This window comes from Paraburkholderia sp. BR10937 (assembly GCF_040965695.1).
GTDB lineage: Bacteria > Pseudomonadota > Gammaproteobacteria > Burkholderiales > Burkholderiaceae > Paraburkholderia.
Genome location: NZ_JBFRCL010000032.1, coordinates 76,473 through 101,025, shown reverse-complemented (window position 1 = coordinate 101,025; position 24,553 = coordinate 76,473). Strand labels below are relative to the sequence as shown.

The following is a 24,553-nucleotide window of genomic DNA, read 5'->3' as shown; positions in this document are numbered from 1 at the left end:
GGAACTGCTGCTCGCTTCGACGCCGTCGTTCTGGCTCGGCATCATGCTGCTGTTCGTGTTCAGCTTCACGCTCAAGCTCTTCCCCGTGGCCGGCGACCGCGGCTTCTCCTCGCTCGTGCTCCCGGCGCTCTCGCTGGGGCTCGCGCAAGGCGCGGTGATTGGCCGCGTATTGCGCAAGGGCATCGAGCACGCGCTCGACGAGCCGTACGCGCTGACCGTGCGCGCGTGGGGCATTGGCGGCTTCGCGCTGCGCCTGCGCCATGCGCTGCGGCACGCCGCGCTGCCGGCAGTCACGCTCGCCGGCTGGCTCGTGGGCGGCTTGTTGAGCGGCGCGGTCATCACCGAGCAGGTGTTCGGGCGCCCGGGGCTCGGCAAGGTGACCGTCGATGCCGTGCTCGCGAAGGACATGCCCGTGATCCTCGCGATCGCGATCCTCTCCGCAGCGATCTACGTCGTCCTGAGCACCGCCGTCGACCTGCTCTATCTCTTGATCGATCCGCGCCTGCGCGACCCGCGCGCGCGGCGCTGAACCGGAGGCTTCACGATGTCAGTTCCTCTCGACCTGCCATTGCGGGCGCGCGCGGGTTGGCGTGCCGCCAGCTGGATATGGCGTCATCCCGGCCTTGCGCTTGCGGCGCTCTGGCTCCTTCTCAACGTCATCGCCGTCGCCGCGCCCGAATGGCTGACCCGCTATGATCCACTCGCGGCGGACCCAGTCTCCGCGCAGCTCAGCGCCAGCGCCGAGCATTGGCTAGGCACCGACCAGCTGGGCCGCGACATCTTTGCGCGCGTCGTCTACGGCGCACGCTACTCGCTTTCGATCAGCGCGGCGGCGATTGCCATCGCGACGCTCGCAGGCACCGTGCTTGGGCTGATCGCCGGCCTCGCGCGCGGCTGGCTCGACGAACTGATCACGCGCTTTCTCGACGTGGTGTCCGCCTTTCCGGACCTCCTGCTTGCGCTCATGCTGATCTCGTTCACGGGCCCCGGCGCCGTCAATCTCGTCTTCGCGCTTGGCGTCGCCTCGATTCCGCGCTTTGCGCGCGTCGTGCGCGCGCAGACCTTCGTCGTCGCCGAATCGGGGTATGTGGAGCAGGCGCGCACGTTCGGTCTCGCGCCGGCCGTGCTGGTCTGGCGGCACGTGTTGCCGCACGCCATTGCCCAGGTGCCCGTGCTTGCCACGATCGGCCTCGGCACCGCGATCATCGGCACATCGGGCCTGAGCTTTCTCGGCATGGGGCCGCAGCCGCCTACGGCCGAGTGGGGACTGATGCTCGCCGAGGGCCGCAACTATCTGTACAACGCATGGTGGATCGCGGTCTGGCCCGGCGTGGCGATCACGGCCGCCGTCATTGCTGTGAACGCGCTCGGCGGCTACTGGCAGGCGCGTTTCGAACGCCGGGAGGTCGCATGACAGCCGCCGCCACTGCCAATCTCGCCGCCCGCGTGCGCGTTGGGTCCGCCACGGAAGGCAGCCCCTCAGCGCCGGTCCCGCTACCCGCCGTGATTCATCCGTTCACCGCGCCGCCGGGCGAACCGCTCGTGCGTATCAAAAACCTTAGCATCGCGTTTCATGAGCGGCACGCCGCGCGCGCCGCCGTCGAATCACTGAGCCTGAGCGTGCATGCGGGCGAGTGCGTCGCGCTCGTCGGCGAATCGGGCTCCGGCAAATCCGTCACCGCACGCAGCCTCGTCGGACTGAACGGCCCGAAGGCGCAAACACAGGCCGAGCGCTTCGAGATCGCGGGCGAGGACGCACGCCGCTACCGCGAGCGCGACTGGCGCGGCATACGCGGCCGCCGCATCGGCTACGTGCTCCAGGATGCGCTGGTCTCGCTCGATCCGCTGTGGCGCGTGCGCGACCTCGTCGCCGAATCGCTGCACAGCGTGCGCTCGCGCGACATCCACCAAGACAGCGTCGAGATCCTGCGGGCGGTAGGCATCGACGAACCTGAGCGCCGGCTGCCGCAATACCCGCATCAACTGTCGGGCGGCTTGCGGCAGCGCGTACTGATCGGCACGGCCATCGCGGGCGGCGCTTCGCTGCTGATCGCCGACGAGCCCACCACGGCGCTCGACATGACCGTGCAGCGTCAAATCCTCTCGCTGCTGCGCGCCCGCCGCGACGCCGGCGACGCGCTGCTCCTCATCAGCCACGATCTCGCCGTGGTCGCGGAACTGGCAGACCGCGTGCTCGTCATGCGCGCGGGCCGTATCGTCGAAGAAGGGCCGACGCGCGACGTGCTGGGGCGCCCCGCGCATCCCTATACGCGGCAGTTGCTCGCCGCGATCCCCGTGCCCGCGTCGCGAGGCTACCGGCTCTCGGGCGATGCGGGAGCTAGCGCCGCCACGGGCGACACGCGGGTTGCGCTGCCCGCGAAGCAGATCGTCGATGACGTCCGTGTGCTATCGGTCGAAGCGGTCACGAAGCGCTACGGCGGCGACGATACCGCGCCCCCCGCTGTCGACGACGTGTCGTTTTCGCTCGCCAAAGGCGAAACGCTCGGCATCGTCGGCGAATCCGGCTCGGGCAAGTCGACGGTCGCGCGCATCGTGCTGGGCCTGACCACTCCCGACAGCGGCCGCGTGACGCTCGACGGCCAGCCCTGGAGCGGCGTGCCCGAATCCGCTCGGCGACATCGGCGGGCCGGCCTGCAGCTCATTGCGCAGGACCCCTATAGCTCCTTCGACCCGCGTTATACGGTCGGCCAGCTCATCGGCGAGAGTCTCGACGCGGTCGGCATTCGCAGCGACGCGCGGCGACGCCGTGTGCTGCAACTGCTCGACGAGGTGCGGCTCGGGGCGGGCTGCTACGACCGCTACCCGCGCGAACTCTCCGGCGGCCAGCGCCAACGCGTGGCGATTGCGCGCGCATTCGCGCCGAACCCGGCGCTGCTAGTTGCCGACGAACCGGTGAGCGCGCTCGACGTATCGATCCAGGCGCAGGTGCTCGACCTGCTTGCCGACATGCAGTCCGAGCACGGCACGGCCATGCTGTTCATTTCGCACGACCTCGGCGTGGTTCATCACGTTGCCGACCGCGTGCTCGTGATGCGGCGCGGCCGCCTGGTCGAGAGCGGACCTGTCGGGCAGGTATTCACTGCGCCAACGCATGCCTATACCGCCTCGCTGCTCGATGCGCTGCCAAAGCTGCCCAAGTCCGCTCAGCAGGGCCAGCCGGCCACTTCCGCGTGACGTCCCACACGCCCTCTATCTTGCACACCATGAGCCAATCGACCACGAATCCCCAACGTCAGATTCACCTCGGCGCGATCATCCAGGGCGCTTCGGGCAACATGTCCGCATGGCGGCATCCCGATGCGATCGCCGATGCCAGCATCAACGTGAGCTTCGTTCGCGAGCTGGCGCGCGAGGCCGAGAACGCGAAATTCGATCTGCTGTTCGTCGCCGACGGGCTGCACATTAACGCGAAGTCGATCCCCCACTTCCTGAACCGCTTCGAGCCGCTCACGCTACTTTCGGCGCTCGCGTTCGCGACCACGCGCATCGGCCTCGTTGGCACGCTCTCGACTTCGTACAGCGATCCGTTCACCGTCGCGCGCCAGTTTTCGAGCCTCGATCACCTGAGCGACGGCCGCGCGGGCTGGAATGTGGTGACCTCGCCGCTGGAAGGCTCCGCGAAGAATTTCTCGCGTGACAAACACCCAGAACATGCACTGCGCTACCGGATCGCCTCCGAGTTTCTGGACGTGACGAAGGGGTTGTGGGATTCGTGGGAGGACGACGCCTTCGTTCGCGACAAGGCGAGCGGCGTGTTCTTCGATCCGGACAAGCTGCATGCACTCGATCACGTGGGCGAGTTCTTCTCGGTGGCCGGGCCGCTCAATATCGGCCGTTCGCGCCAGGGCCGCCCGATCCTGTTCCAGGCGGGCGCTTCCGACGACGGAAAGGCGGTTGCGGCGAGCCATGCGGACGCGATCTACACGCGCCAGGAAACGATCGGACTTGCACAGGCCTTCTATGGCGACGTCCAGAAGCGGCTCGCCGCCCACGGCCGCGCAGCCGGCAGCCTGAAGATCTTCCAGGGCATCAGCGTGATCGTGGCGGATTCGGCCGTGCAGGCCGAGGACCAGTATCGCGAAACCGCACGGCTCGTGACGATCGAGAATGCGCTCGACTACCTTGGCCGCTACTTCGATCACCACGATTTTTCGCAGTACCCGCTCGACACTCCATTTCCCGACATCGGCGAACTGGGCAGCAACCAGTTCCGCAGCACGACCGACGCGATCAAGCGCAACGCGGCCGAGCGCCGGCTGACGCTGCGCGAGGTCGCGTTGGAAGCCGCAACGCCCAGGCCCAGCTTTCTCGGTACGCCCGAACAGGTCGCCGATGGCTTGCAGGCCTGGGTCGAAGCGCGCGCGACCGACGGCTTCATCGTGCGCGGCGGTACACCGCTCGCGTTCACCGAATTCGCGCGTAAGGTGGTGCCGATCCTGCAGGAGCGTGGTGCCTACCGGCGCGACTATGCTGGCACGACGCTGCGCGAGCATCTTGGGCTCGACTATCCCGTGAACCGCTATGCGCTGACCGCATGAATAACCATATGAAGTTTCATTCTTTTCCAAAAGCGCGCGTGGTGACTAGCGTGAAAGAATCATGAGCGACGTTTCCTCTTCTCTTCCCGCTTCGGTCGCATGGATTGCCGGGGTGGGCGCGAGCGCCGGCCTGGGCGCGGCGCTCGGGCGACACTTCGCCCGAGCAGGTTACACGGTCGTGCTGACCGGACGCACGGCGCCGCGTGTGGAAGCGCTCGCCGCGGAAATACGCGCGCAAGGCGGCCGCGCCCACGCAGCACCCGGCGACGTGGCAAACGAGCAGGATCTCGCGCGCATCGCGCAACTTCTGACGAGTCACGGAATTCTGCGCAGCGCGATTTTCAACGCGGGCAACGCCGTACGCGCGCCAACGCTCGAACTCGAAGTCGCGCAGTTCGAGTCCGCATGGCGCACGAACGTGCTGGGTGGCTTCGTGTTTGCGCGCGCCGCCTTACCGCTTCTGCTGGACGCCCCGGACGCCGCGACCAACACCTCGGGCGCCGGCAGCCTCATCTTTACTGGCGCGACCGCCTCGCTGCGCGGGCGGCCGCCGTTCGCCGCGTTCGCAGCGGCGAAAGCGGGCTTGCGCTCGCTGGCCCAAAGTCTCGCGCGAGAATTCGGACCGCGAGGCGTGCACGTGGCCCACGTCGTCATCGACGGCGGCATCGACGGCGAACGGCTGCGCAGCGCCGCGCCCCAGCGTGCGCAAGACGCAGGGCCGGACGGTCTGCTGCAACCCGAAGCCATCGCCGAAAGCTATTGGCAGTTGCACCGCCAGGCCCGCAGCGCCTGGACACAAGAGCTGGATCTGCGCCCGTGGCGCGAACCGTTTTGATCAGGATGACTTATGAGCACAGTGCTATCGGCCCCCTCGCCTCTTTCGCGAACGTCCGCCGTCGAGGCGGAGCTCAACTATCTCGCGCCAGGCAACGCCCGCCCGGTCAACTACGCGTTCGAGCCGCCGGAGGGAACGCCATGGAGTTCGGGCACGCTCGACCCGCGCCGTGTGACGATACGCAACGCGCGTCCGCTTGCGGAGGCCGGCGAAATCTCGCTCGACCGCAATGGCTTTCAGCTCGTTTCGCATCGGAGCGCAGTGAGCGACTACAGCGACGAAAGCCTGATTCGCCTCGTGTATCGCCCCGAGGCCGAGGCGTTGCTGCGCGACATGACGGGAGCCGAAAAGGTCGTCATCTTCGACCACACGCTGCGTGACAGCGCGAGCGGCTCACGCGGCAACGCCACACTTCGCGAGCCTGTGCGGCGCGTGCATAACGATCAGACTTTCGTGTCCGGACCGCGCCGGGTGCGCGATCATCTCGATGCCGAAGAAGCGCAACGGCGGCTCGGGCATCGCTTTGCGATCGTCAACCTGTGGCGCCCGCTCAGCGTGGTGGAACAACTGCCGCTCGCGCTGTGCGACGCGCGCTCGATCGCGGCCGGAGATCTCGTGCCGACCGACCTTCTCTACCGCGACAAAACCGGCGAGACCTATTCGTTTCTCGCGAACCCGCAGCATCGCTGGTACTTCTTTCCCCGTCTGCGCCCCGACGAAGTACTACTGCTGAAAATCTACGATTCTCTGGAGGACGGCACGGCGCGGCTCACCGCTCACACCGCATTCGAGGACCCCACCAGTCGTGCGGACGCGGCGGCGCGGCGCAGTATCGAATTGCGCGCGCTTCTGTTCTGGCCCGCGGGCTCAGACACGCATTGACGAATGGCGCTGCGAGTCGCGCCATTCGTCTGCGGCCACCGAAGGCACGCGGCCGGCTCGCCACCCTCGCTAGTACCTATTGCAACGACACGCCGTCGAAACGGTGGCTGCCCAACGGCGAGAACACGAGCCCGTCAACGCGCTTCGAAGCTGGCAGCGAGACGATCGAGTGCGCGATCGGCGTAAATGGCACCTGTTCCTTGAAGACGACCTGGGCGCGCTCATAGAGCGCCGCACGCTCGCTCACATTCGCATCCGCACGCGCCTTCTCGATGAGCGAGTTGAACGACGGGTCGCACCACTTCGAGACGTTGCTGCCATGCACCGCATCGCAGCCGAGCAGCGCGCCTAGCCAATTGTCCGGGTCGCCGTTGTCACCCGACCAGCCGTAGAGCAACGCGTCGTGTTCGCCGTCCTGCTTGGCGCGGCGGTTGTACTCGCCCCACTCATAGCTCACGATCCGCGCATGAACGCCGATCTTCTCCCAGTCCTGCTGGATGAGCTGCGCCATCAGTTGGGCGTTCGGGTTATAGGGGCGCTGCACCGGCATGGCCCAAAGCGTAATCTCGAAGCCATTCGCCAGCCCTGCCTGCGCAAGCAGTGCGCGTGCCTTCGCAGGATCATACGGCGCGTCCTTGAGCGTATTGTTGTAGGACCATTGGGCAGGCGGCATCGGGTTCGTCGCAATCTTCGCATTGCCTGCGAACACGGCCTGAATAATGGCGGGCTTGTCGATCGCCATGTCGAGCGCCCTGCGCACTTCCACACGATCCAGTGGCGGATGCTGCGTGTTGTACGCCACAAAGCCCACGTTGAAGCCGACGCCGGAAACGACCTTGAGCGCCGGATTGCGCTTGACGACCTCCAGATCAGCCGGACGCGGAAACACCGATACCTGGCACTCGCCGCTCGCGAGCTTCTGGATGCGGGTCGCCGGATCGGGCGTGATGGCGAACACGAGGTGTGCGAGCTTGACGTCCTGCGTTCGCCAATAGTCGGGATTGGCGTCGTAGCGGATCAGTGCGTCCTTCTGGTACGAACGGAACGCGAACGGACCGGTCCCCACGGGCAACTGGTTGATATCGGCCTCGCGGTGCTGCGTACTCAGCTGCGCGGCGTACTCGGCCGAGAGGATCGACGCGAAGCTCATGGCAAGGTTGCGCACGAAGATCACGTCGGGCGTCTTGAGGTCGAAGCGCACTGTGTAATCATCGACTTTTTCGATGCGCGCGATATTCTTGTCGAACCCGAGATCGCTGAAATAGGGAAAACTCGTCGGATACGCCTTGCGAAACGGCAGCTGCGGATCGAGCATGCGCGTGAAGGTGAAAATCACATCATCCGCGTTGAAGTCCCGCGTGGGATGAAACCACGAGGTCGTCTGAAATTTCACACCGTGGCGCAAATGAAACGTGTAGGTGCGTTGATCCGCTGAACTCTCCCAGCTTATTGCGAGCGCGGGCTCGAGATCGAGTGTGCCGTTGCGGAACTGCACCAGCTCGTTGTAGACCGTATTCGTGCTCGCATCGAAATCAGTGCTGGTGGTGTGCTGCCCCGGGTCGAATCCCGCCGGGCTGCCTTCACTGCAGAAAACCAGTGTCCCTTTGGGCGTGGCTTGCGCCGCATGAGGCAAAAGGAGCAGCGCCGCGGCGTTGCAAAGCGATATGGCGAGAGCCAGCGCGTGGCGCCGCGTGCGCGAGGGGATGGCGGCAAAAAGACGAAGTGGCATGATGTTGTGTTGTTCGAACGCCGCTCAATGCACCTTGGGAAAGCCGTGCCGTTCGGCAAGCAGCGCGAGAATCCGGTTCGTGTCGGTCACGAAGTGACGGCCGTTCACCGTTTGCACGTCTTCGGGAACCGCATGCTCGTCGCCGAGCACGAGCACGGGCAGCCCCTGATGCGCCTCGTCAAGCACCTCGATCACCACCGCGCGCGGGCGCGCGAACGGCAGCCGCTTTACGTCGATGCGCGCGACGCGCTCGGGGTCGCTCGCAAGCAATCCTTCTATTGGCGCGCCGTGCGGACAGATGAAACGTTCGCCGGGATGGGCAGGGTCGGTAAAGCCAGGTTGCAGCAACAGCAGCAAGTCTCGACTCATGGTGTACTTACGCTCCGCATTTGAAAGGGAAAATGTCCAAGGGCTGTCGTGTTCGTCCGCGCGCGGCTGCCATCCATGAATCGAGCCAGCCGCGCCGTTGAGTCAGCGCGTCGAGGCGAGCGCGTAACGGCTAATCCGTCGCGGCAAGCCAAGGTGGTCTCGCAGCGTCTCCCCGCTCAGGCGCCGGCTGTATCGGCCACGTGCTTCGAGCACAGGAATCACGTGTCTGACAAAGTCGTCGAAGCCCTCCGCCTGCACCGGAAAACCGAGGATGAAGCCATCGGCGGCGCCGGCGTCCAGCCATCGGATCAGTTCGTCGGCAACCTGCTCGCCTGTGCCGAGGAAATGCGTCTTTGGCGTGGCGACGGCCAGCGCGACTTCGCGCAGCGTCGAGCCGTTGCGGCGTGCATCGGCCTTGATGCGGTCCGTGGTCGAGCGAAAGCTGTTCTTGCCGAGGTCGCCAAGCTCCGGAAACGGCGCATCGAGCGGGTATTGCGTGAAGTCGTGATGATCGAAGTAGCGGCCAAGGTAAGCGAGCGCCTCGTCGACGCTCAGCAAGTCGCGGATCAGGCGGTACTTCTCTTCGGCTTCGTCGTGCGTCGTGGCGACGATTGGGCCGATACCGGGAAAGATCTTCACATCGCTCGGGGCGCGCCCGTGGGCCACGGCGCTGCGGCGCACGCGCCCGGCGAACTCGCGTGTCTCTTCGAGCGAGGGCGAATGTGTGAACACGGCGTCGGCGTATTTGCCGGCGAGATCGATGCCGGCGTCCGACGAGCCGGCCTGAAAAATCACGGGCTGGCCCTGCGGCGAGCGCTGAATGTTGAGCGGCCCGGCCACTTCGAAGAAGCGGCCCTTGTGGTCGAGCGTGTGAAGTTTCTCGCGATCGAAAAAGCGCCCGGTTTCGCGCTCGCGCACGAATGCGTCGTCGTCCCAACTATCCCAGAGCCCCTGCACGACGTCCAGGTATTCGTCGGCAATCTCGTAGCGCAGCGCGTGATTGGGGTGCTCGCCGCCATAGTTCTTCGCCGAGCCCTCCAGCGGGGACGTCACCACATTCCAGCCCGCGCGGCCGCCGCTGATGAGGTCGAGCGAGGCGAGTTGCCGCGCCACCGTGAACGGATGGCTGTATGAAGTCGAGATCGTGCCTGCGAGCCCGATCTTCGATGTCGCAGTCGCCAGCGCCGAAAGCACGGAGATCGGCTCGAAGCGGTTCAGAAAATGGGGGATCGACTTTTCGTTGATGTAGAGGCCATCTGCCACGAAGGCGAACGCCAGGCCGTTGGCCTCGGCCTTCTGGGCAATTCCGGTAATGAAGTCGAGGTTGACACTGGCATCCACCGGATTACTTGGGTGCTTCCATGCGTTCATGTGGCCGCCGGGGCCATGCAGCATGATGCCGAAGGTGAGATTACGCTGGGTCATAGTCGTGTCCGGTCATCAGAGTGGCATGAAGCAGTCAGCACACGCGGCGTCGAACGAAGCGTGGCCGCCGCCCGCCGCGCAATCAACGATGCTCGCCTAGCGGTTCACGCGGGCGCAGGTCGTCGAGCGCATCCGTGGAAAACGGCTTCCGCAGGTCCTTGGCGAAGGGCAGACGCACGTGGACTTCTGGCGCAATCGAGCGATTGAACAAGGGGACGTAGCCTGAATCTATGTATAAGCCCCAGGCTTCCGGCTGCTTGAAGCCGGTGGTGAGATAAACACGGCGATACCCCTGGCTCAACGCGCGCGCCTCGAGTTCTTCGACGATGCGGCGTGCAAGACCCTGGCGGCGCTGGTCGGCGCGTGTCCAGACACGCTTGAACTCCGCTGTCTGAGCGTCGTAGCGCTTGAAGGCCCCGCCGCCAACGGTCTCGCCGTCGCGCACGAGCACGATGAAGGCACCCTCGGGCGGCGCGAACAGCGCGGCCGGATAACGCGCCAACTCCTGCGCAGCCGAAGCCTCGCTGTCGGCGCGGTGATCGCGGTAGCGTGTTGCATATTCCCATTGCAGGCCGTCGATCAGCGGCTTTGCAACGGCTTCGAGCGGCGAGGTATCGATAATGCGATAGGTCATCGTTGCGGCGTTCCCGTGGGACGGCAGATCCGGCTGCCAGATTACCCCCACCGCGTGCGCCATATAACCAAGCAATTCGAATATCGTTATCCAGATGAATTGCGCCTGTGAGGCATTTTCGTGCATCCAGCACAGACCCGTGCGTCTCGCCTCTCCGCTTCACGGCTCGTCGGGCTCGGCCAGATGAAAGAGGCAATCGCCGCGCTGCACTGAGGCAACCGCCCGTTGACACACCACCTCGCCCGAGGCCGCAAACGCCACCGTCAGCGGCTCGCGCAGAGGCGTTTCGGGAAAGTGAATACGCGCCGCAGGCTGCCCCGAGTACACGTGATCGCCGAGGTCCACGAGCGGCTCGTACACGCCGCGTTCATACGCGTAGACATAGTGCTGCGCAGCCACGCGATAAAACCGCGTTTGGCCTGGCGGTTGCGGCGGCACGAGCGGCCCGGCCAGCACGCCAATCGCGCCAAGCAGGTGCAGCAGCCCTTGCCGCGCTTCGTGCAGGAGGCCCCGCTGAACGACGCCGGCACCACCAAGCTCGGTGACGATCGACACGGCACCCTGGCGGCGTGCAGCCGTCGCCGAATGGACCGGATTGGGCGTGTGAAGAAAGGCGCGCGGCAAGCCAAATGCGCCAAGGAGTGCCCGCAACTGCCGGCCTTCTTCTTCGTCGCGCGGCTCGATCGCGAGCATATTCGCACCGTGATAGAGCAACGAACTACCGCCTGAATGCAGATCCACGAGATATTGCGCACGCGCGAGCAAGGTGTTCTCGATGTAGTCGGCGATCATCTCGGTCGGCGTACCTAGTGGATTGCCCGGGAACGTGCGGTTCAGGTTGCCGCCGTCTAGCGGCGACGTGCGTGTTCCAGCCTCGGCTGCTGGAAAGTTGGCCATAGGCAGGAAAATGAGTTGTCCATGTATCCATTGTGGGTCGATTTCGCGCAGCAATTGCGAAACGAGCACCTGTCCCTCGTACTCGTCCCCGTGATTGCCGGCCATGAGCAGCACGACGGGCCCTTCGCCGTTGCGCACGGAACCGATTGGTATCGGAATCCAGCCGTACGCCGAGCGATGAACAGAATGCGGCAGTCGCAGATAGCCAAAATGAAGGCCTTGCGCCTCGAGATCGATTTCGCTGCGAATTGGATTGACCATGCGTAATGCTCCGTGGCGCGTGGGCGAATGGACGTTATGGCGGCGACAACTTCACTCCGTGGAGGGCGGCAGATCCCATCTCCCGTCAGGAAGCACCCTTACACACGGTCGCGCTGGGGTCGCGCTTTCGTGAAAGATGTCGTCGAGATATTGCAGCAATTCATCCGCAGCGATGAAGGCTGGGATCTGGATGTCGGCTCGGCGACGTTTGCCTTCCTCTCCAATATCAAAGACCGTCCATACCTCAGCTTTGCGTGCGACGGCAATAGCCCGGCCAAAGACATCGAAGCGATATTCCTCGGGCATGATGAAATCTGTCTCCAAAAGCAACTGCGTTCGCCGGACTCCCGCGGCCAGCTAACGGAACTTTCCGGGCGATCGAGCAGCACGCGGCGCAGGCGAGCCCGGCGGGATCCTCGCAGTAGCGGGGGCGGTTGTAGCATATGCAGCAGACTCGTCGAGCCTGCCAGCATAGGAAACACAACCGCGATACGGAACCAAGAATCGCTCAGAACGTAAGAAGCGGAATAAATATTCTCGCGTTGCTCATTGGACGTTATCTGCGCAGTCGTCAAGCTTGTTCGCGAGCTCGTTCAGACATGACCGACAGCTCGCCGCCCCGGACGCAGCGCAAATGGACATCCCGGGTTGCGACCTGCCGTAGTCCTCGCATGAATCGCATAGGGGTTGTCGCGAAACGCCTTCTGCGTTTGTCCCTAATAGCGAATCCCCCGGATTGAAGGACGCGTCGAGCGCGACGCACCGCTTCGATGCACGGTCGGTAGCCCACATCGGCTCACCTCCCCTGCGAGTCAGATAGGCCGTGAAGGCGTTGCGCTAGATTGCCTTGTCATCCGCCAAAGTTCGAACACTCGCTTATGCGGGTAACCCGCACACTCCTCGAACGGGTGGGTGTGCGGTGTAGCGGCGCGCTACAGTAAATTTTGAGTGAACGAGCGCCCCTCGGTCTCCAAACCCATCGCGTCTGGATCCTGGGCGTGCCCCGCAGCGCAATGCACAATGCCAGCCCGCTCAAGCCAGGTGGGAGCGGCCCCAACGTGACAGGAGCAATCAGTGGCGGTTTGGCCCCTGGCGGTTATCGTGGAGTGTTGAGGAGTGCGACGATGGTAGTGCGTGGCCGTTTCCTGCCGCCCAGCCAGCCGGGTCGTTTTCCAAGTTCATTCCGGGTAGAAAGGCACCAGGCTGACAGGTATGCGATTCGCCCCCGCGCAAAGGACGCAGCAAAGTCGTCGCCATGAAAACGCCTGCCTCATGCTGCTTACGCCACCTTGCCGGGGGAGTCGACCTTGCAGCATTGCGCGGCCGGTATGCCGACATCAACGCGCGAGAGGCGGTTTCCCGCTATCTCGACCATCCGGGCGCGACCGGCGCCGCCTGGCTACGCATGCGCGTGAGCGCAATCGGGGGCGAACAAGGCAAGCACTTATACGCTTCAGGGCACAAGTGCTTACCTTGCCGCTACTCGCAGCGGGCTTGCAGGTGAGCGCGCATCGTGTTTGCCGTGCTCATCCGCAGATACCTGTCGCGACGGCGCTCTCCAACACCGCGTGCAGCAGCACGTTCGCGCCCGCCTCGGCCCATTCGGGCGTAATCGCTTCGGTTTCGTTATGGCTGATGCCATCCACGCACGGAATGAAGATCATACCGGTGGGGAATATGCGCGCGAGATGGCATGCGTCGTGGCCAGCGCCCGACACGATGTCTGCATGAGGTAGTCCGAGCGCCTCTGCAGCACGCCGCACCGCGCCGACGCATCCAGCATCGAAATTCACCGGTGCGTAGTCGAAAATCTGTTCGACGCGCGCCTGCAATCCACTCTTTTCTGAAACGCTCGACACTTCGTCGCGCAGCGCCGAGTCCATCCGCTCCAGAGCCGCGATGTCCGGATGACGGAACTCGACCGTAAAGAAGCATCCGCCTGGCACCGTATTGCGCGAATTCGGCCGCGCCTCGATCATGCCGACGGTCGCACGCCCGTGCGGCGCATGGCTGCGTCCCAGCGATTCCACGAACAGGATCAACCGAGCCGCGCCTGCCAGCGCGTCGCGCCGCAAATCCATCGGCGTGGTGCCCGCATGCGCATCGGTGCCTTCGAGCGTCACCTCGTACCAACGCTGGCCCTGGCCCCCGGTGACGACGCCGATCGTGTGACCGCCGCGCTCGAGAATCGCACCCTGCTCGATATGCAGTTCGTACGCGGCATGCACCGGGTGGCCGCCGACGTCTTGCTCGCCCGCATAACCGGTCTGCGCGAGCGCCTCGCCGATCGTCACGCCCGCTGCATCCGCACGCGACAGGCCGTAGTCGAGCGAATACGCGCCTGTGAACACACCCGAGCCGATCATCGCAGGCGCGAAGCGAGAGCCTTCCTCGTTGGTCCACACGACGATATCGACCGGATGCTCGGTGACGACGTGCGCGTCGTTCAGTGCGCGCACCACTTCGAGCGCGCCGAGTACGCCGTAGATGCCGTCGTAGCGTCCGCCGGTGGGCTGCGAGTCAGCATGCGAGCCAGTGAGCACGGGGGCCGCATCCGCACGACGGCCGGCGCGGCGCGCGAAAATATTGCCCATGCGGTCAACCCGCACGCTGCATCCGGCAGCATGCGCCCATTCGACAATCAGATCACGCGATTCACGGTCGATCTCGGTCAGCGCGAGGCGGCACACGCCGCCTTTGGGCGTTGCGCCGATCCGCGCCATCCGCTCGAGCGAGTCCCACAGTCGCGTGCCGTTGACGCGTGGCACGACGAGCGTGCCGGTTGCTTCATTCATCTCGATGTTCTTCCGTCTGATTGTGCTGCAGCGCGTAGCGGAAGTCGCAGTGACCGCCGCCTTGCATGATCGTGGACGTGCGCGTCAGATGCAGGCGCGGCAGATAGCCATCGATGAAATGGCTGTCGCGCGCGCAACTGAGCAGATGGCCGATCTCGCCCAGGCCCATCGCGTGATACATCTCTGCGTACCGGCAGCGCTTCACGTCATAGTCATAGCGCTCGAGATCGGAGCGCAGCACGTCGACGACTAGCGCATCATCCTTCTCCCACAGCGCCTGCAACGCAACGAAAGACTCGACGCTGGCGCCATTCGGCTCGCGCGCGGCAAACTGTCGGCCGGCGTCGACGGCCGCGCCGCGCACCGCCTCGCCGATCACCGCCTGGGCCCGCTCGATACCCAGGTCGCGCTTCAGGATCTCGTAGATCGGCTTGATGATCTCGGCTTCGATTCGGCGCCGAGCGAGAATCCCGAGTTGATTTTCGAACGCTTCCGGCGCTTGTGGCGATTGCGGCGACTTGCCTTCCATTGTGCTTCTCCCGATCACTTTGCCGCGGTCTGCTGGCTGTTGCCGATGACGTCGACCACCGCCCATGCGCCCTTGTGCACCTGATAGATCGTATAGGCGGGGTTGTCCAGGTTGCCTTGATCGTCGAACGAGATCAGACCGGTCACGCCATCGCGATGGATTGAATGCAGCGCGGTGACGAGCTTGGCGGGATCGGTAGAATTCGCCTGTTGCGTCGCGGCGATCAGCGTTGCGGCTGCATCGTAGGCGAAGGGCGCGTACAGTTCGATCGGCTGGTGATAACGCGCCTCATATTGCTTGTCGAACGCCTCGCCGCCAGGCATACCGCGCAGCGGGCGGCCAGGATCGAGTGCGGTCACGCCGTCGCCGTCCGCGCCCGCCAGTTTCAGGAAGGTCGGACTCACGAAGCCGCCAGCGCCGAGCAGCGTCGCGTGAATCTGTAGTTGATGCATGCGGCGCACGAGCGGCGCCGCTTCCACGTCAACGCCACCAAGAAAGATCAGATCCGGATTCTTCGACTTGATCTCGGTAAGCACGCCGCTGAAATCAGTGGTCTTATCGTCGACATATTGATGATCGACGACCGTGCCGCCGTTGTTCTGCACACCCTTGATGAACTGCGTCGCCAGCCCCGAGCCGAATGCTGTGCGATCGTCGATCACGGCGATGCGCTTCGCCTTCAGCGTGTTCACCGCGTATGCCCCCGTGTACGCGCCGCCAATGTCGTCGTGCCCAATAATGCGGAACGTGTTGTTGTAGCCCTGCAAGGTGTACTGGTGTCCGGTCGATACCGGTGCGATTTCAGGAATGCCGGCATCGTGATAGACCTTCGATGCCGGCACGCTGCAGCCCGTATTCCAGTGACCGACCACGCCGATCACGTGACGGTCCACCAGGTCCTGGGCCACGGTGACTGCCGTGCGCGGATCGGCCTGGTCATCGGCGGTAACGAGTTTGTAGACGACCGGTTTGCCGTCGATGGTCGGGTGCTTGCTGTTGGCGTCATCGAGCGCGAGTTGTGCGCCGTTCTGCAGGTCCTTGCCGGTGCGGGCCGAGGGACCCGTGAGCGGGCCGGTAAGACCGATCAGCACGACGTGCTCGTTCTGTGCGTGGGCGGCCTCGTTCGAGCCGAGCGTGAAAGCGAGAGTGAGCGCGGCGAACAGCGCGGAATGGCGGTTTTTCATGACGTTGGCCGAAGGTGGGAAGCGGTGGGTATCGTGAATTCGTAACAATCAGAGACATGAATAATACTAAGCAGTTGCTCCGAACCGGCTAAATAGCGAAACGTCAGATGCTTATGCCTCAATGCGGCGATAGTGCCTTTAACCCCTATGCAGACTGGGTTTTGCGAATCAATGAAGGGCGCCGCAAGCTTCGATATAATTTGATACATGAAAAATATCGAACGATTCAACGATCCACCGCTGCGCGCGCTGCGCGCTTTTGAAGCCTTTGCGAGGCACGCGTCGGTGACAGCGGCAGCCGCCGAACTCGACATTACGCCATCCGCGGTGAGCCATCAGTTGCAGTTGCTGGAGTCGTTCCTGCAAACGCCGCTAACCGCGCGCGCAGGACGTGCGCTTGCCCTGACGGACGAGGGCCGCGACTACTATCGTTCGATCAGCACCGCATTCTCGGTGCTGCGGAGTGCAACTGGGTTCGTGCGTGACCGCTCGTCACGCCGGCAGATCACCATCAGCCTGATTCCGCTGTTCGGCATGGGTTGGTTCATTCCGCGGCTGCACGACTTCCTCGCCGCGAACGACGACGTCGACGTCACCGTGCTGTACGCGAACCATCGAAACTATCGGAGCGACGCAGCCGATCTGTCGATCCGCTTCGGTACCGGCGAGTGGCCCGGCTACGCGAGCGAGCGCCTGATGTCAGGCGCGGTCGTTCCGGTGTGCAGCGTGCCGTTCCGGCGTCGTTACGGGCCGTTCAGAAAGCCCGCCGATCTTGCGTCGGTGCCGCTCGTGCACGACGAGGACCGCAGCACGTGGGCCAACTGGCTGCAAAGCGCGGGCGTGCGGCACGTGGCGCGCCTCGTCGGGCCGCTGTTCGAAGATGGTCAGTTGACGTTGAGCGCCACGCGCGCGAGCCTCGGCGCGGCGCTGCTACGCGCGCCGTTGATTGCGCGCGAACTGGAATCGGGCGACCTGGTGAAGCTATTCGACCAGGAACTGGACGACGGCCGCCACTATTACCTGTGCCGCCGCCTCGACACCGATCAGCCTGAGGGCGCGCAACGGCTTGCCGCATGGCTCTCGGAGCAGATGAAAGACAAACGCACTCGTTGAGGGGTCGCGCCTATGCCATGGACAATTTAACAAGGGTGGTCAGTGGCTTGTCTCCCGTGTCGACCACGAACACCGCAAGGAGCGTCGCTGGCTTCGTCTTGCTCGCAGTGCGGCTGATACGGAACTTTTGGGATAATTTTCGTATCGTAAGAATTGCGTCATCAAAACAAACTCAAGCAGAGGCAAATCTGAGCAGACGGTCCGCGGCCCCTGTGCCGCCCGACGCCAGCGAACTGACCGGTCTGTCGTCGTAAAGCACACTCAATCTGGTCCCCCTATTTTGCAACCCTGATCCTCGCCTTGCGATTGACAAGGTTATCGAACTGATTCGCCGGCGTTTGAACCGGTGCTGCGTTCGTATGCATTCGCAACCGCCCTCAAGGCCGCATCAAGATCCACAGAGAAACGCAATTGCTCGAGCGCTCGCCCCAAAGCCACGACGTTCGAGCGGACCGAAGCCGCGTTCGCGTTCAGGCCCGTGTGATTGAGCCGCACGATGTGCCCGGCGACATCGCCGATCCCGGGCGCGAGTTCGGCGCCATAACGCGAAGCTTGCGCGATCAGATCCGGTCCGTCGACGCCCCGCGGCACCGAGGCCGACGTGACAAGCGCCGAAGCGGCGTCATCGCGCGCGATCCACGGCGATACGCCGAGCGCCCGCAGTGCCGAGCGGGTCGCGCGCGAAGCCTGCTGATGGCGCTCGATCACGCGCTCCATTCCCTCGGCTTCGATACGGTCGATCGCCGCTTCGAGAGCCCAGAATTCCAGCGCTGACGGCGTTCCCGGCAAAGCGGGCCTTCCACAGTCCAGCCAGTCTCGCTTGAGCGCCGCCAAGGACAGGCTCGAAGGCGCAAAGTCGGGCAGCGCGGCGATGTGGTCCCAGGCGCGCTGACCGAGTACAACCGCCGACACACCAGCGGGACCGGCAAGCGCCTTTTGCGGACCAATTACCGCGATATCGATCCCGATTCTATCCACGTCGATGACATGCCCACCGATTGACGCGACGGCGTCGACAGCGAAAAGAGCATTGCGCGATTTTGCGAGCGCCGCCAGCTCCGCGAGCGGATTCAATGCGCCGTTGGACGATTCCGCGTGAACGGCCGCTACGATATCGACATGTTCCAGCATCTCGAGACAGCTCGCGACGGCGGATGAATCGACGGGTTGTCCCATTGCCACCGCCACATCGTGGACGGTCGCCCCGCCCCGCCGCAACCAGTGGCCAAACCACCTTCCATAGGCACTCGTCACGACGTTGACGGCTACGACACCGTGCCTCGCGATACTTGCGGCAACGGCTTCAAGCGCGAGCACCGCCTCGGCCTGAACGAACACAACATCGGCAGATGTGCCCAGCAAGCCTTTGATGCGGTCGGCCAGCAGCGCATAGCCGTGATCCGGATAACGGGGCACATCGACGAGCCCGTGCCGGTCGAACGTTCGCATTGCGTGAACTCCGCGCTAAAAGGAGGAAAGTAACCCGGCGAACGCGTGCGGGAAAGGCGAAAAGAAAGATTGGTGCAGTGTTGCCCTTTTCTCAAATCCGTTGTCGCAAAGGCTTGCGGAAACTATGGCGCGCCGAGATAAGCATCTGACAATATCTTCGTTGCATCGTCACCAGAACGGACTATGGTGAGGGGCCGTGCCCATCGTACGAGCACCTTCCCAGCATTGTGTAACGTATGCCATCCCAAGTCGATGCATTCTCCGCGTGGCTGCTCGATGACCTCGAGCTAAAGAGCACGCTCTTTCATGTCGGCCAATATTGCGGCAACTGGCAGGCCTCGACGAGCGGGCATCGCCGCGCAAGCTTCCATGTCGTTCTGCACGGAGAGTGCTGGCTTCATCTCCCCGCGCGGCCCGGGCGAGCGGCGCGCAGCGTGGCACTCAGTGCCGGCGACGCCGTTTTCCTGCTCGCCGACCAACCGCATTGCCTTTCACCTGACCCTTTGCCGCCCGAGCGCGGGCGCGAAAGCGCGCGCGAGGGCACGATGACGCCGCTCGATACGAGCGGTCGCGAAGCGCCCGGCAGCCTCGGCCTCGCATGTGGATTCTTCGAGTTCAAATCGGGACTCGACGATCTGATGCTCGGTCTGCTGCCCGACCACGTAATTGCGCGTCACGATCAGCCCGCGCAGCATGGCGCGCGCCAGATCTTCGAGCTGATTCGCGCCGAGGCGCTGCACGATCCGCAAGCGCCCTCGCCGCTCATTGCGCGTCTGACCGGGCTGCTTTTCGTCTACACGTTGCGCTCGCTCGACGGTAATGAAGAACTGGCGCCCTGTTTCTGGGCGCTGATGCGCCGCCCCGCGCTCGCGCCGCTCGTCGCCGCCATCGTCGCGGAACCCGGCAAGCGCTGGACCACGGCAAGCATGGCGGAATTCAGTCACATGTCGCGCGCGCGATTCTGCAAGCTGTTTGCCGAACTCTCGGGGCAACCGCCCGCACAATTCGTGACGCTCGTGCGCATGAAGCGCGCGGCATCGATGTTGAGCACTGGCGTGAGCACGCCCGAGGCCGCCGAGCAGGTCGGCTATCAGTCCGAATCGGCCTTCGCGCAGGCCTTCAAGCGCGTGACCGGGGTACAGCCCGGCGCGTGGCGCCGTATTTCGGGCAAGAATGCCGAGCCGGCCGCGCATGGTGCGCTCCATTGAACGCGGCGTGAGACAAATCCGCATGAATGGCAGACGGGCTCGCATTGCCGGCTAGCGGTGCGCCTCACCATAATCGATGCATCTTTTTGATTTTGTGAGGAACCGTCATGAGCCGTCTGCCGCTGCATACCGTCGAAAGTGCGCCTGAAGCGAGCCGCCCGTTCCTGGAACGATCGCAGGCGGCGAACGGCTTCCTGCCCAATCTCGTCGCGTCGCTTGCGAATGCCCCCACCGCGCTCGAAGCGTACCTGAGCGTTGGCGAAATCAACGCGCGCAGCGGACTCACGCTCGCCGAACGTGAAGCCGTGCAGATCACCGCCGCGGCGATCCACGGCTGCGGTTTCTGCGTGGCGGGTCACACTGCCGTGGCGCTCAAGAAAGCACAACTGCCCGAGGCAGTCGTCAATGCGCTGCGCGAAGGGCGCGCCAGCGGCGATGTGCGTATCGATGCTGTCGCTGCATTGGCGCGCGAAGTGATCGCCAAGCGCGGCGCCGTCTCTGATTCCGCCCTCGCCGCGTTTCGCGCCGCCGGTTTCGCGCAGGCCAACGCGCTCGAAGTCGTGCTGGGCGTGAGCCTCGCGACGCTGTGCAACTTCGCGAACAATCTCGCGCAAAACGAGCTGAATCCTCAATTGGCCGCATACCGCTGGGAAGCGGGCGCGCGCGCGGCATGACGACCCTGCAGGCGCAGGCGTTGCCGCCGGACCTCGTGTCCTGGCTCGACGCGCACGCACAAGCGCTTGACACCGGTGCGGAGCACGCAAGTGAAGTCGTGCCGCAGCTCGCGCAAGCGGGACTCTTCCGCATCGGCGTGGAGCGCGAATCCGGCGGCTCGGGCGGCACGACCGTCAACGCGATCGAGGCAATCGCAGCGGTTGCCCGTCATTCACTTGCCAGCGCGTTTGTGTTCTGGGGCCAGCGCACGTTCATCGAGTATCTGCTACAGAGCGAGAACGGTGGCTTGCGCGAGCGCTGCCTGCCGGCGCTGCTTGCCGGCGAGCAGGCGGGCGCGAGCGGACTCTCCAACGCCATGAAGTATCTTTCGGCGCTCGAGCCGCTACAGATGCATGCTGCGCCGCTCGATGCCGGGGCGACGCGTTTCAGGCTCGACGGCGCCCTGCCGTGGATCACGAATCTGCGTCCGCAAGGCTTTGTGGTGGCCGCCGCGTTCGATCGCCCGGACAACACGCCACCCGCGATCTTCGCCGTGCCGCACGATGCGCCCGGCGTGAAGCGCAGCGAGGACCTTGATCTGATCGCCCTACGCGGCAGCAACACGGCCGCACTCACGCTTGCCGGCACCGAGATCGACGCCAGCTGGATGATCGCCGCCGATGCGCGCGCATTTCTCGTGCGCGCGCGGCCCGCGTTTCTCGGCCTGCAATGCGGCATGTCGATCGGGCTTGCGCGCCGCTCGCTCCACGCCGTGGAGGCGAGCGGTCCCGCCGTGCGTGCCGCGCTCGCGGACGCCGCCGCCGCGCTGCGTCGTGAACTGGATGCGCTGACCGCGCGCCTCTATGAAGGTGTGGCGAGCGGAGCCTTCATTGCGCGGCCCGCTGCACAGTTCGAAGTGCGAATCGGCCTCGCGGAAATCGTCGCGGCGGCGGCGCAACTCGACTTGCAGGCGGCGGGTGGTCGTGGCTATCTGCGCTCGCACGACACCTGGCCTGCCGCCAACGACACCGCGCGACGCAACCGCGAAGCCTCGTTCGTGCCAATCGTCACGCCAACGCTCGTGCAATTGAAGAACCAGCTCGCCGAGCACCGTCGCAGCGAGGCCGCATGAACGACGTGGCCACGGCGCGCAACGGCGAGGCGTTCACCCGCCAGAACGGCTCGTCCGCGCCGCGCACCGTACTGCGTGGCATCCGCATGGGCTGGCAGCAGCGCAACGTGCTCGACGGCGTCGATCTCGCCGTGTGGCCAGGCGAACTGGTGTCGATTCTCGGCGCGAGCGGCGCGGGCAAGTCTACGCTCCTGCGCATCGCCGCGGGGCTGATCGAGCCTGTTGCAGGCGAAGTGCATGTGGACGGCGCACGGCTCACCGGCACGCGCCCGGACGTGGCGCTCGCATTCCAGGACCCGTGCCTGCTGCCCTGGCTCTCTGTCGAACGCAACGTCGCGTTTGGACTTGGCTTTCGCCGTCAGCCCAAGCTCACGCGCAGCGTGCGAGAGGCGCGTGTCGACGCCGCACTGCGAGCCGTGGGCCTCACGCACGCCGCCCATTTCGCGCCACGTGCGCTCTCCGGCGGCATGGCACAGCGCGCGGCGCTGGCTCGCGCGCTGGCTCGCGAACCGCGCACGCTATTGCTCGACGAGCCGTTCGGTGCGCTCGACGAGGTCACGCGCGCCGAGATGCAACGCCTGCTCGTGCAGGTGGTGCGCGACACGCAGGCCGCCACGTTGCTCGTCACGCACGACATCGACGAGGCGTTGCTCGTTTCCGACCGGGTCGTCGTGCTCGGACGCGGCGGCATCGCGCTCAATCTCGCGATCGAGGTTCCCCGGCCGCGCGAGCGACAAGTGCAAGCGCTCGGCGCGCTGCGCGTACGCCTCGTCACGGCGTTGCACGAATCGATGGCGCGCACGCTCGCGCCAACACCCTGAACCCCGGCCCTACCGACGAGGACACCCATCGCATGTGCCAGCTTCCCATGACCCGCCGCGAGTGGCTCAAGCTCGCCTCCCTGTTTACCGTAGCGGGCGCGGCGCCGCTGCTCGGCGCGCTCAACGCGCGTGCGGCAACCGAGGCGGACGCGCCGCTGCGCATCGGCTATCTGCCGATCACCGACGCCGCCCCGCTGCTGGTCGCCCACAACAACGGCTATTTCGCGCGGGCAGGCCTTCAGGTCGAAAAGCCGACGCTGCTGCGCAGTTGGGCGCAACTCGTCGAAGCCTTTCTCTCGGGGCAGGTCAACGTCGTCCATCTTCTCTCGCCGATGACGATCTGGGCGCGCTACGGCAGCCACGCCCCCGCAAAGGTGGTGGCCTGGAACCACGTGAACGGCTCGGCGCTCACGGTCACCCCCGAGATCGACAAACTTACCGACCTTGGCGGCAAAACGGTGGCCGTGCCCTTCTGGTATTCGATCCATAACGTCGTCCTTCAGGACATGCTGCGCGCGCAGGGACTTGTACCGGTGCTCGCCAGGGACGGTGCACTCAAGGCAAACGAGGTGCGTCTTGTCGTGATGGCGCCATCGGACATGCCACCCGCACTGGCCGCGCGGCAGATCGCCGGGTTCATCGTCGCGGAGCCGTTCAATGCGGCGGCGGAGGCGCTCAAGGTCGGCAGGATCCTGCGCTTTACCGGTGACGTGTGGCGCGATCACGCGTGCTGTGTTGTGTTCATGCATGAGCGCGACCTGAACGAACGACCCGCATGGTCGCAAAAGGTGGTCGATGCAATCGTGCAGGCCCAGGTGTGGACGCGCGCCCATCCGGAGGAAGCGGCGCAACTGCTCTCGAAGAGCGGCGCGAATCACTACACGCCGCATGCCCCCGGCCTCCTGCAAAGTGTGCTGGCGCCCTCGCCAGCCGACGAAGCGCGTTACCTCGCCGACCGCGCGGTCATTCACGCGGACTGGCACGAAAGGCGCATCGACTTTCAGCCGTATCCGTATCCCGCCTATTCGGAGGAGCTCGTGCGCCGTTTAAAGGCGACGCAGGTCGAAGGCGACGGCAAATTCCTCAACGCGCTTGACCCGGCGTTCGTGGCGCGCGATCTCGTGGACGACCGCTTCGTGAAGAAGAGCATCCAGAGCGTCGGCGGCATGAAGGTCTTCGGATTGCCGGAAACCTATGCACGCTCGGAGACCATCGTTGTCTAGCCTGCCCGCCTCAACCCGCTCAGCGGGCCGCACCCGCGAGCCGAACGAGCCCATGGAGGGCGTGCGCGGTCGGCGCCGTCTTGCGAGCGTATTGCTTGGCGTTGCGGGCCTGGCGGCCATTCTCGTGCTTTGGTGGCTCGGCGTCGCGGCGCTCGCGCGCCACAATCCGCTCGCCGCCCAGTTCGGGCCGATTGCCGCCGTGCAGACGCTGCCCGCACTCGTCACCGAAGACCGCCTGCTCACGCACATCGGTGCGAGCCTGCGCCGCATTGGCGTGGGCCTTGCCTTCGCGCTGGCGATCGGCGCGCCTCTCGGCTTTCTGATTGGCCGGGTCAGGACGCTCGAAACGGCGCTTTCGCCCGCGCTGCAGTTCCTGCGCATGATCTCGCCGCTCTCATGGATGCCGATCGCGGTCATGTCGCTCGGTGTGGGCGATCCTCCGGTGTACTTTCTGCTCGCCTTCGCTGCGGTATGGCCGATCGTCATGGCCACCGCTTCCGGTGTCCAGCAAATCGATGCGCGCTGGGTGCAGCTCGGTGAAAGTCTCGCGGCAACGCGCGCCGAAATGCTCTGGCACATCTACGTGCCGGGCATCGCGGCCAATGTACTGACCGGCGTGCGCGTCGCCATCGGCGTGCTGTGGATCGTGCTCGTCCCCGCCGAAATGCTGGGCGTGAGTTCGGGCCTCGGGTATCTGATTCTCGATACACGCGATCGGCTCGCCTATTCGGAGCTGATGGCCGTGGTGCTCGTGATCGGCGCGCTGGGCTTCTTGCTTGACGCTGCCGCGCGGCGTCTCTATCGGTGGTTCGGCATGCAGTAATAGCGAAACCGAGCGGCGTGGCCGGCGTTGG

23 protein-coding genes and 1 pseudogene are annotated in these 24,553 nt (G+C 64.9%); 13 read left to right on the top strand and 11 right to left on the bottom strand.

Features of this window, described 5'->3' with window-relative positions:
* From AB4Y44_RS25230 to AB4Y44_RS25205, 6 genes are all read left to right on the top strand, one after another.
* A partial coding sequence (locus AB4Y44_RS25230) for an ABC transporter permease (protein ID WP_368701172.1) occupies positions 1-529 on the top strand: 529 nt, incomplete at its 5' end.
* Between the two features lie 15 nt (positions 530-544).
* Positions 545-1,414 (top strand): ABC transporter permease, encoded by an 870-nt coding sequence (locus AB4Y44_RS25225; protein ID WP_133190547.1) that lies wholly within the window; start codon positions 545-547, stop codon positions 1,412-1,414.
* Entirely contained in the window at positions 1,411-3,195 is a 1,785-nt protein-coding gene (locus AB4Y44_RS25220) for an ABC transporter ATP-binding protein (RefSeq protein WP_342924200.1), read from the top strand. Before AB4Y44_RS25225 ends, AB4Y44_RS25220 begins: the two co-directional genes overlap by 4 nt.
* Before the next feature lie 29 nt (positions 3,196-3,224).
* The gene (locus tag AB4Y44_RS25215; protein WP_342924199.1) at positions 3,225-4,559 is read left to right on the top strand and encodes an LLM class flavin-dependent oxidoreductase; all 1,335 of its coding nucleotides are present in this window, start codon (positions 3,225-3,227) and stop codon (positions 4,557-4,559) included.
* A 61-nt stretch (positions 4,560-4,620) separates the two neighbouring features.
* The gene (locus AB4Y44_RS25210; RefSeq protein WP_342924198.1) at positions 4,621-5,394 is read left to right on the top strand and encodes an SDR family NAD(P)-dependent oxidoreductase; all 774 of its coding nucleotides are present in this window, start codon (positions 4,621-4,623) and stop codon (positions 5,392-5,394) included.
* A gap of 12 nt (positions 5,395-5,406) precedes the next feature.
* The gene (locus AB4Y44_RS25205; RefSeq protein ID WP_342924197.1) at positions 5,407-6,276 is read left to right on the top strand and encodes a CmcJ/NvfI family oxidoreductase; all 870 of its coding nucleotides are present in this window, start codon (positions 5,407-5,409) and stop codon (positions 6,274-6,276) included.
* Between the two features lie 76 nt (positions 6,277-6,352).
* Here AB4Y44_RS25205 and AB4Y44_RS25200 read toward each other — a convergent pair whose 3' ends face one another.
* The 9 genes from AB4Y44_RS25200 to AB4Y44_RS25160 all read right to left on the bottom strand — a co-directional run bounded on the left by AB4Y44_RS25200 (position 6,353) and on the right by AB4Y44_RS25160 (position 16,099).
* The gene (locus tag AB4Y44_RS25200) at positions 6,353-8,005 is read right to left on the bottom strand and encodes an ABC transporter substrate-binding protein (RefSeq protein WP_342924196.1); all 1,653 of its coding nucleotides are present in this window, start codon (positions 8,003-8,005) and stop codon (positions 6,353-6,355) included.
* Positions 8,006-8,029: 24 nt separating this feature from the next.
* On the bottom strand, positions 8,030-8,374 hold the full coding sequence (locus AB4Y44_RS25195; protein WP_342924195.1) for a DUF3088 domain-containing protein: 345 nt from the start codon (positions 8,372-8,374) through the stop codon (positions 8,030-8,032).
* 102 nt (positions 8,375-8,476) lie between these two features.
* The gene (locus AB4Y44_RS25190; protein WP_368701171.1) at positions 8,477-9,799 is read right to left on the bottom strand and encodes an LLM class flavin-dependent oxidoreductase; all 1,323 of its coding nucleotides are present in this window, start codon (positions 9,797-9,799) and stop codon (positions 8,477-8,479) included.
* A gap of 82 nt (positions 9,800-9,881) precedes the next feature.
* Complete coding sequence (locus tag AB4Y44_RS25185) at positions 9,882-10,433, bottom strand: GNAT family N-acetyltransferase (RefSeq protein WP_342924193.1); 552 nt, start codon at positions 10,431-10,433, stop codon at positions 9,882-9,884.
* Between the two features lie 159 nt (positions 10,434-10,592).
* Positions 10,593-11,591 carry a succinylglutamate desuccinylase/aspartoacylase family protein gene (locus tag AB4Y44_RS25180; RefSeq protein ID WP_342924192.1) on the bottom strand — a complete coding sequence of 333 codons (999 nt, stop codon included), beginning with the start codon at positions 11,589-11,591 and terminating at the stop codon, positions 10,593-10,595.
* Positions 11,592-11,642: 51 nt separating this feature from the next.
* The gene (locus AB4Y44_RS25175; protein ID WP_342924191.1) at positions 11,643-11,897 is read right to left on the bottom strand and encodes a hypothetical protein; all 255 of its coding nucleotides are present in this window, start codon (positions 11,895-11,897) and stop codon (positions 11,643-11,645) included.
* Positions 11,898-13,117: 1,220 nt separating this feature from the next.
* Complete coding sequence (locus AB4Y44_RS25170) at positions 13,118-14,386, bottom strand: Zn-dependent hydrolase (protein WP_342924190.1); 1,269 nt, start codon at positions 14,384-14,386, stop codon at positions 13,118-13,120.
* Positions 14,379-14,915 carry an L-2-amino-thiazoline-4-carboxylic acid hydrolase gene (locus AB4Y44_RS25165; protein ID WP_368701173.1) on the bottom strand — a complete coding sequence of 179 codons (537 nt, stop codon included), beginning with the start codon at positions 14,913-14,915 and terminating at the stop codon, positions 14,379-14,381. The genes AB4Y44_RS25170 and AB4Y44_RS25165 overlap by 8 nt, the downstream gene beginning before the upstream one ends.
* A 14-nt stretch (positions 14,916-14,929) precedes the next feature.
* Positions 14,930-16,099, bottom strand: a complete 1,170-nt coding sequence (locus tag AB4Y44_RS25160; protein WP_368701170.1) for a branched-chain amino acid ABC transporter substrate-binding protein — start codon at positions 16,097-16,099, stop codon at positions 14,930-14,932.
* Between the two features lie 207 nt (positions 16,100-16,306).
* Here AB4Y44_RS25160 and AB4Y44_RS25155 point away from each other — a divergent pair, with 207 nt between their 5' ends.
* Positions 16,307-17,212 (top strand): LysR substrate-binding domain-containing protein, encoded by a 906-nt coding sequence (locus tag AB4Y44_RS25155; protein WP_342924188.1) that lies wholly within the window; start codon positions 16,307-16,309, stop codon positions 17,210-17,212.
* Positions 17,213-17,222: 10 nt separating this feature from the next.
* Here the strand turns inward: AB4Y44_RS25155 and AB4Y44_RS25150 are convergent.
* Positions 17,223-17,330, bottom strand: a pseudogene (locus tag AB4Y44_RS25150) (cupin domain-containing protein); the annotation flags it as partial.
* Between the two features lie 197 nt (positions 17,331-17,527).
* Complete coding sequence (locus AB4Y44_RS25145) at positions 17,528-18,661, bottom strand: aminotransferase class V-fold PLP-dependent enzyme (protein WP_342924187.1); 1,134 nt, start codon at positions 18,659-18,661, stop codon at positions 17,528-17,530.
* A 236-nt stretch (positions 18,662-18,897) separates the two neighbouring features.
* Here AB4Y44_RS25145 and AB4Y44_RS25140 point away from each other — a divergent pair, with 236 nt between their 5' ends.
* The 6 genes from AB4Y44_RS25140 to AB4Y44_RS25115 all read left to right on the top strand — a co-directional run bounded on the left by AB4Y44_RS25140 (position 18,898) and on the right by AB4Y44_RS25115 (position 24,522).
* Positions 18,898-19,869, top strand: a complete 972-nt coding sequence (locus AB4Y44_RS25140; RefSeq protein ID WP_342924186.1) for an AraC family transcriptional regulator — start codon at positions 18,898-18,900, stop codon at positions 19,867-19,869.
* Between the two features lie 107 nt (positions 19,870-19,976).
* Positions 19,977-20,543, top strand: a complete 567-nt coding sequence (locus AB4Y44_RS25135) for a carboxymuconolactone decarboxylase family protein (RefSeq protein WP_342924185.1) — start codon at positions 19,977-19,979, stop codon at positions 20,541-20,543.
* A complete protein-coding gene (locus AB4Y44_RS25130; protein WP_342924184.1) occupies positions 20,540-21,655 on the top strand; it encodes an acyl-CoA dehydrogenase family protein in 1,116 nt (371 codons plus the stop codon). Before AB4Y44_RS25135 ends, AB4Y44_RS25130 begins: the two co-directional genes overlap by 4 nt.
* 86 nt (positions 21,656-21,741) lie before the next feature.
* Complete coding sequence (locus tag AB4Y44_RS25125) at positions 21,742-22,476, top strand: ATP-binding cassette domain-containing protein (RefSeq protein WP_342924224.1); 735 nt, start codon at positions 21,742-21,744, stop codon at positions 22,474-22,476.
* 32 nt (positions 22,477-22,508) lie between these two features.
* Positions 22,509-23,699, top strand: a complete 1,191-nt coding sequence (locus tag AB4Y44_RS25120) for an ABC transporter substrate-binding protein (protein WP_342924183.1) — start codon at positions 22,509-22,511, stop codon at positions 23,697-23,699.
* Positions 23,700-23,751: 52 nt separating this feature from the next.
* Positions 23,752-24,522, top strand: coding sequence for an ABC transporter permease (locus tag AB4Y44_RS25115; RefSeq protein WP_342924223.1), 771 nt, complete (start codon positions 23,752-23,754; stop codon positions 24,520-24,522).
* The last annotated feature ends 31 nt before the right edge of the window (positions 24,523-24,553 follow it).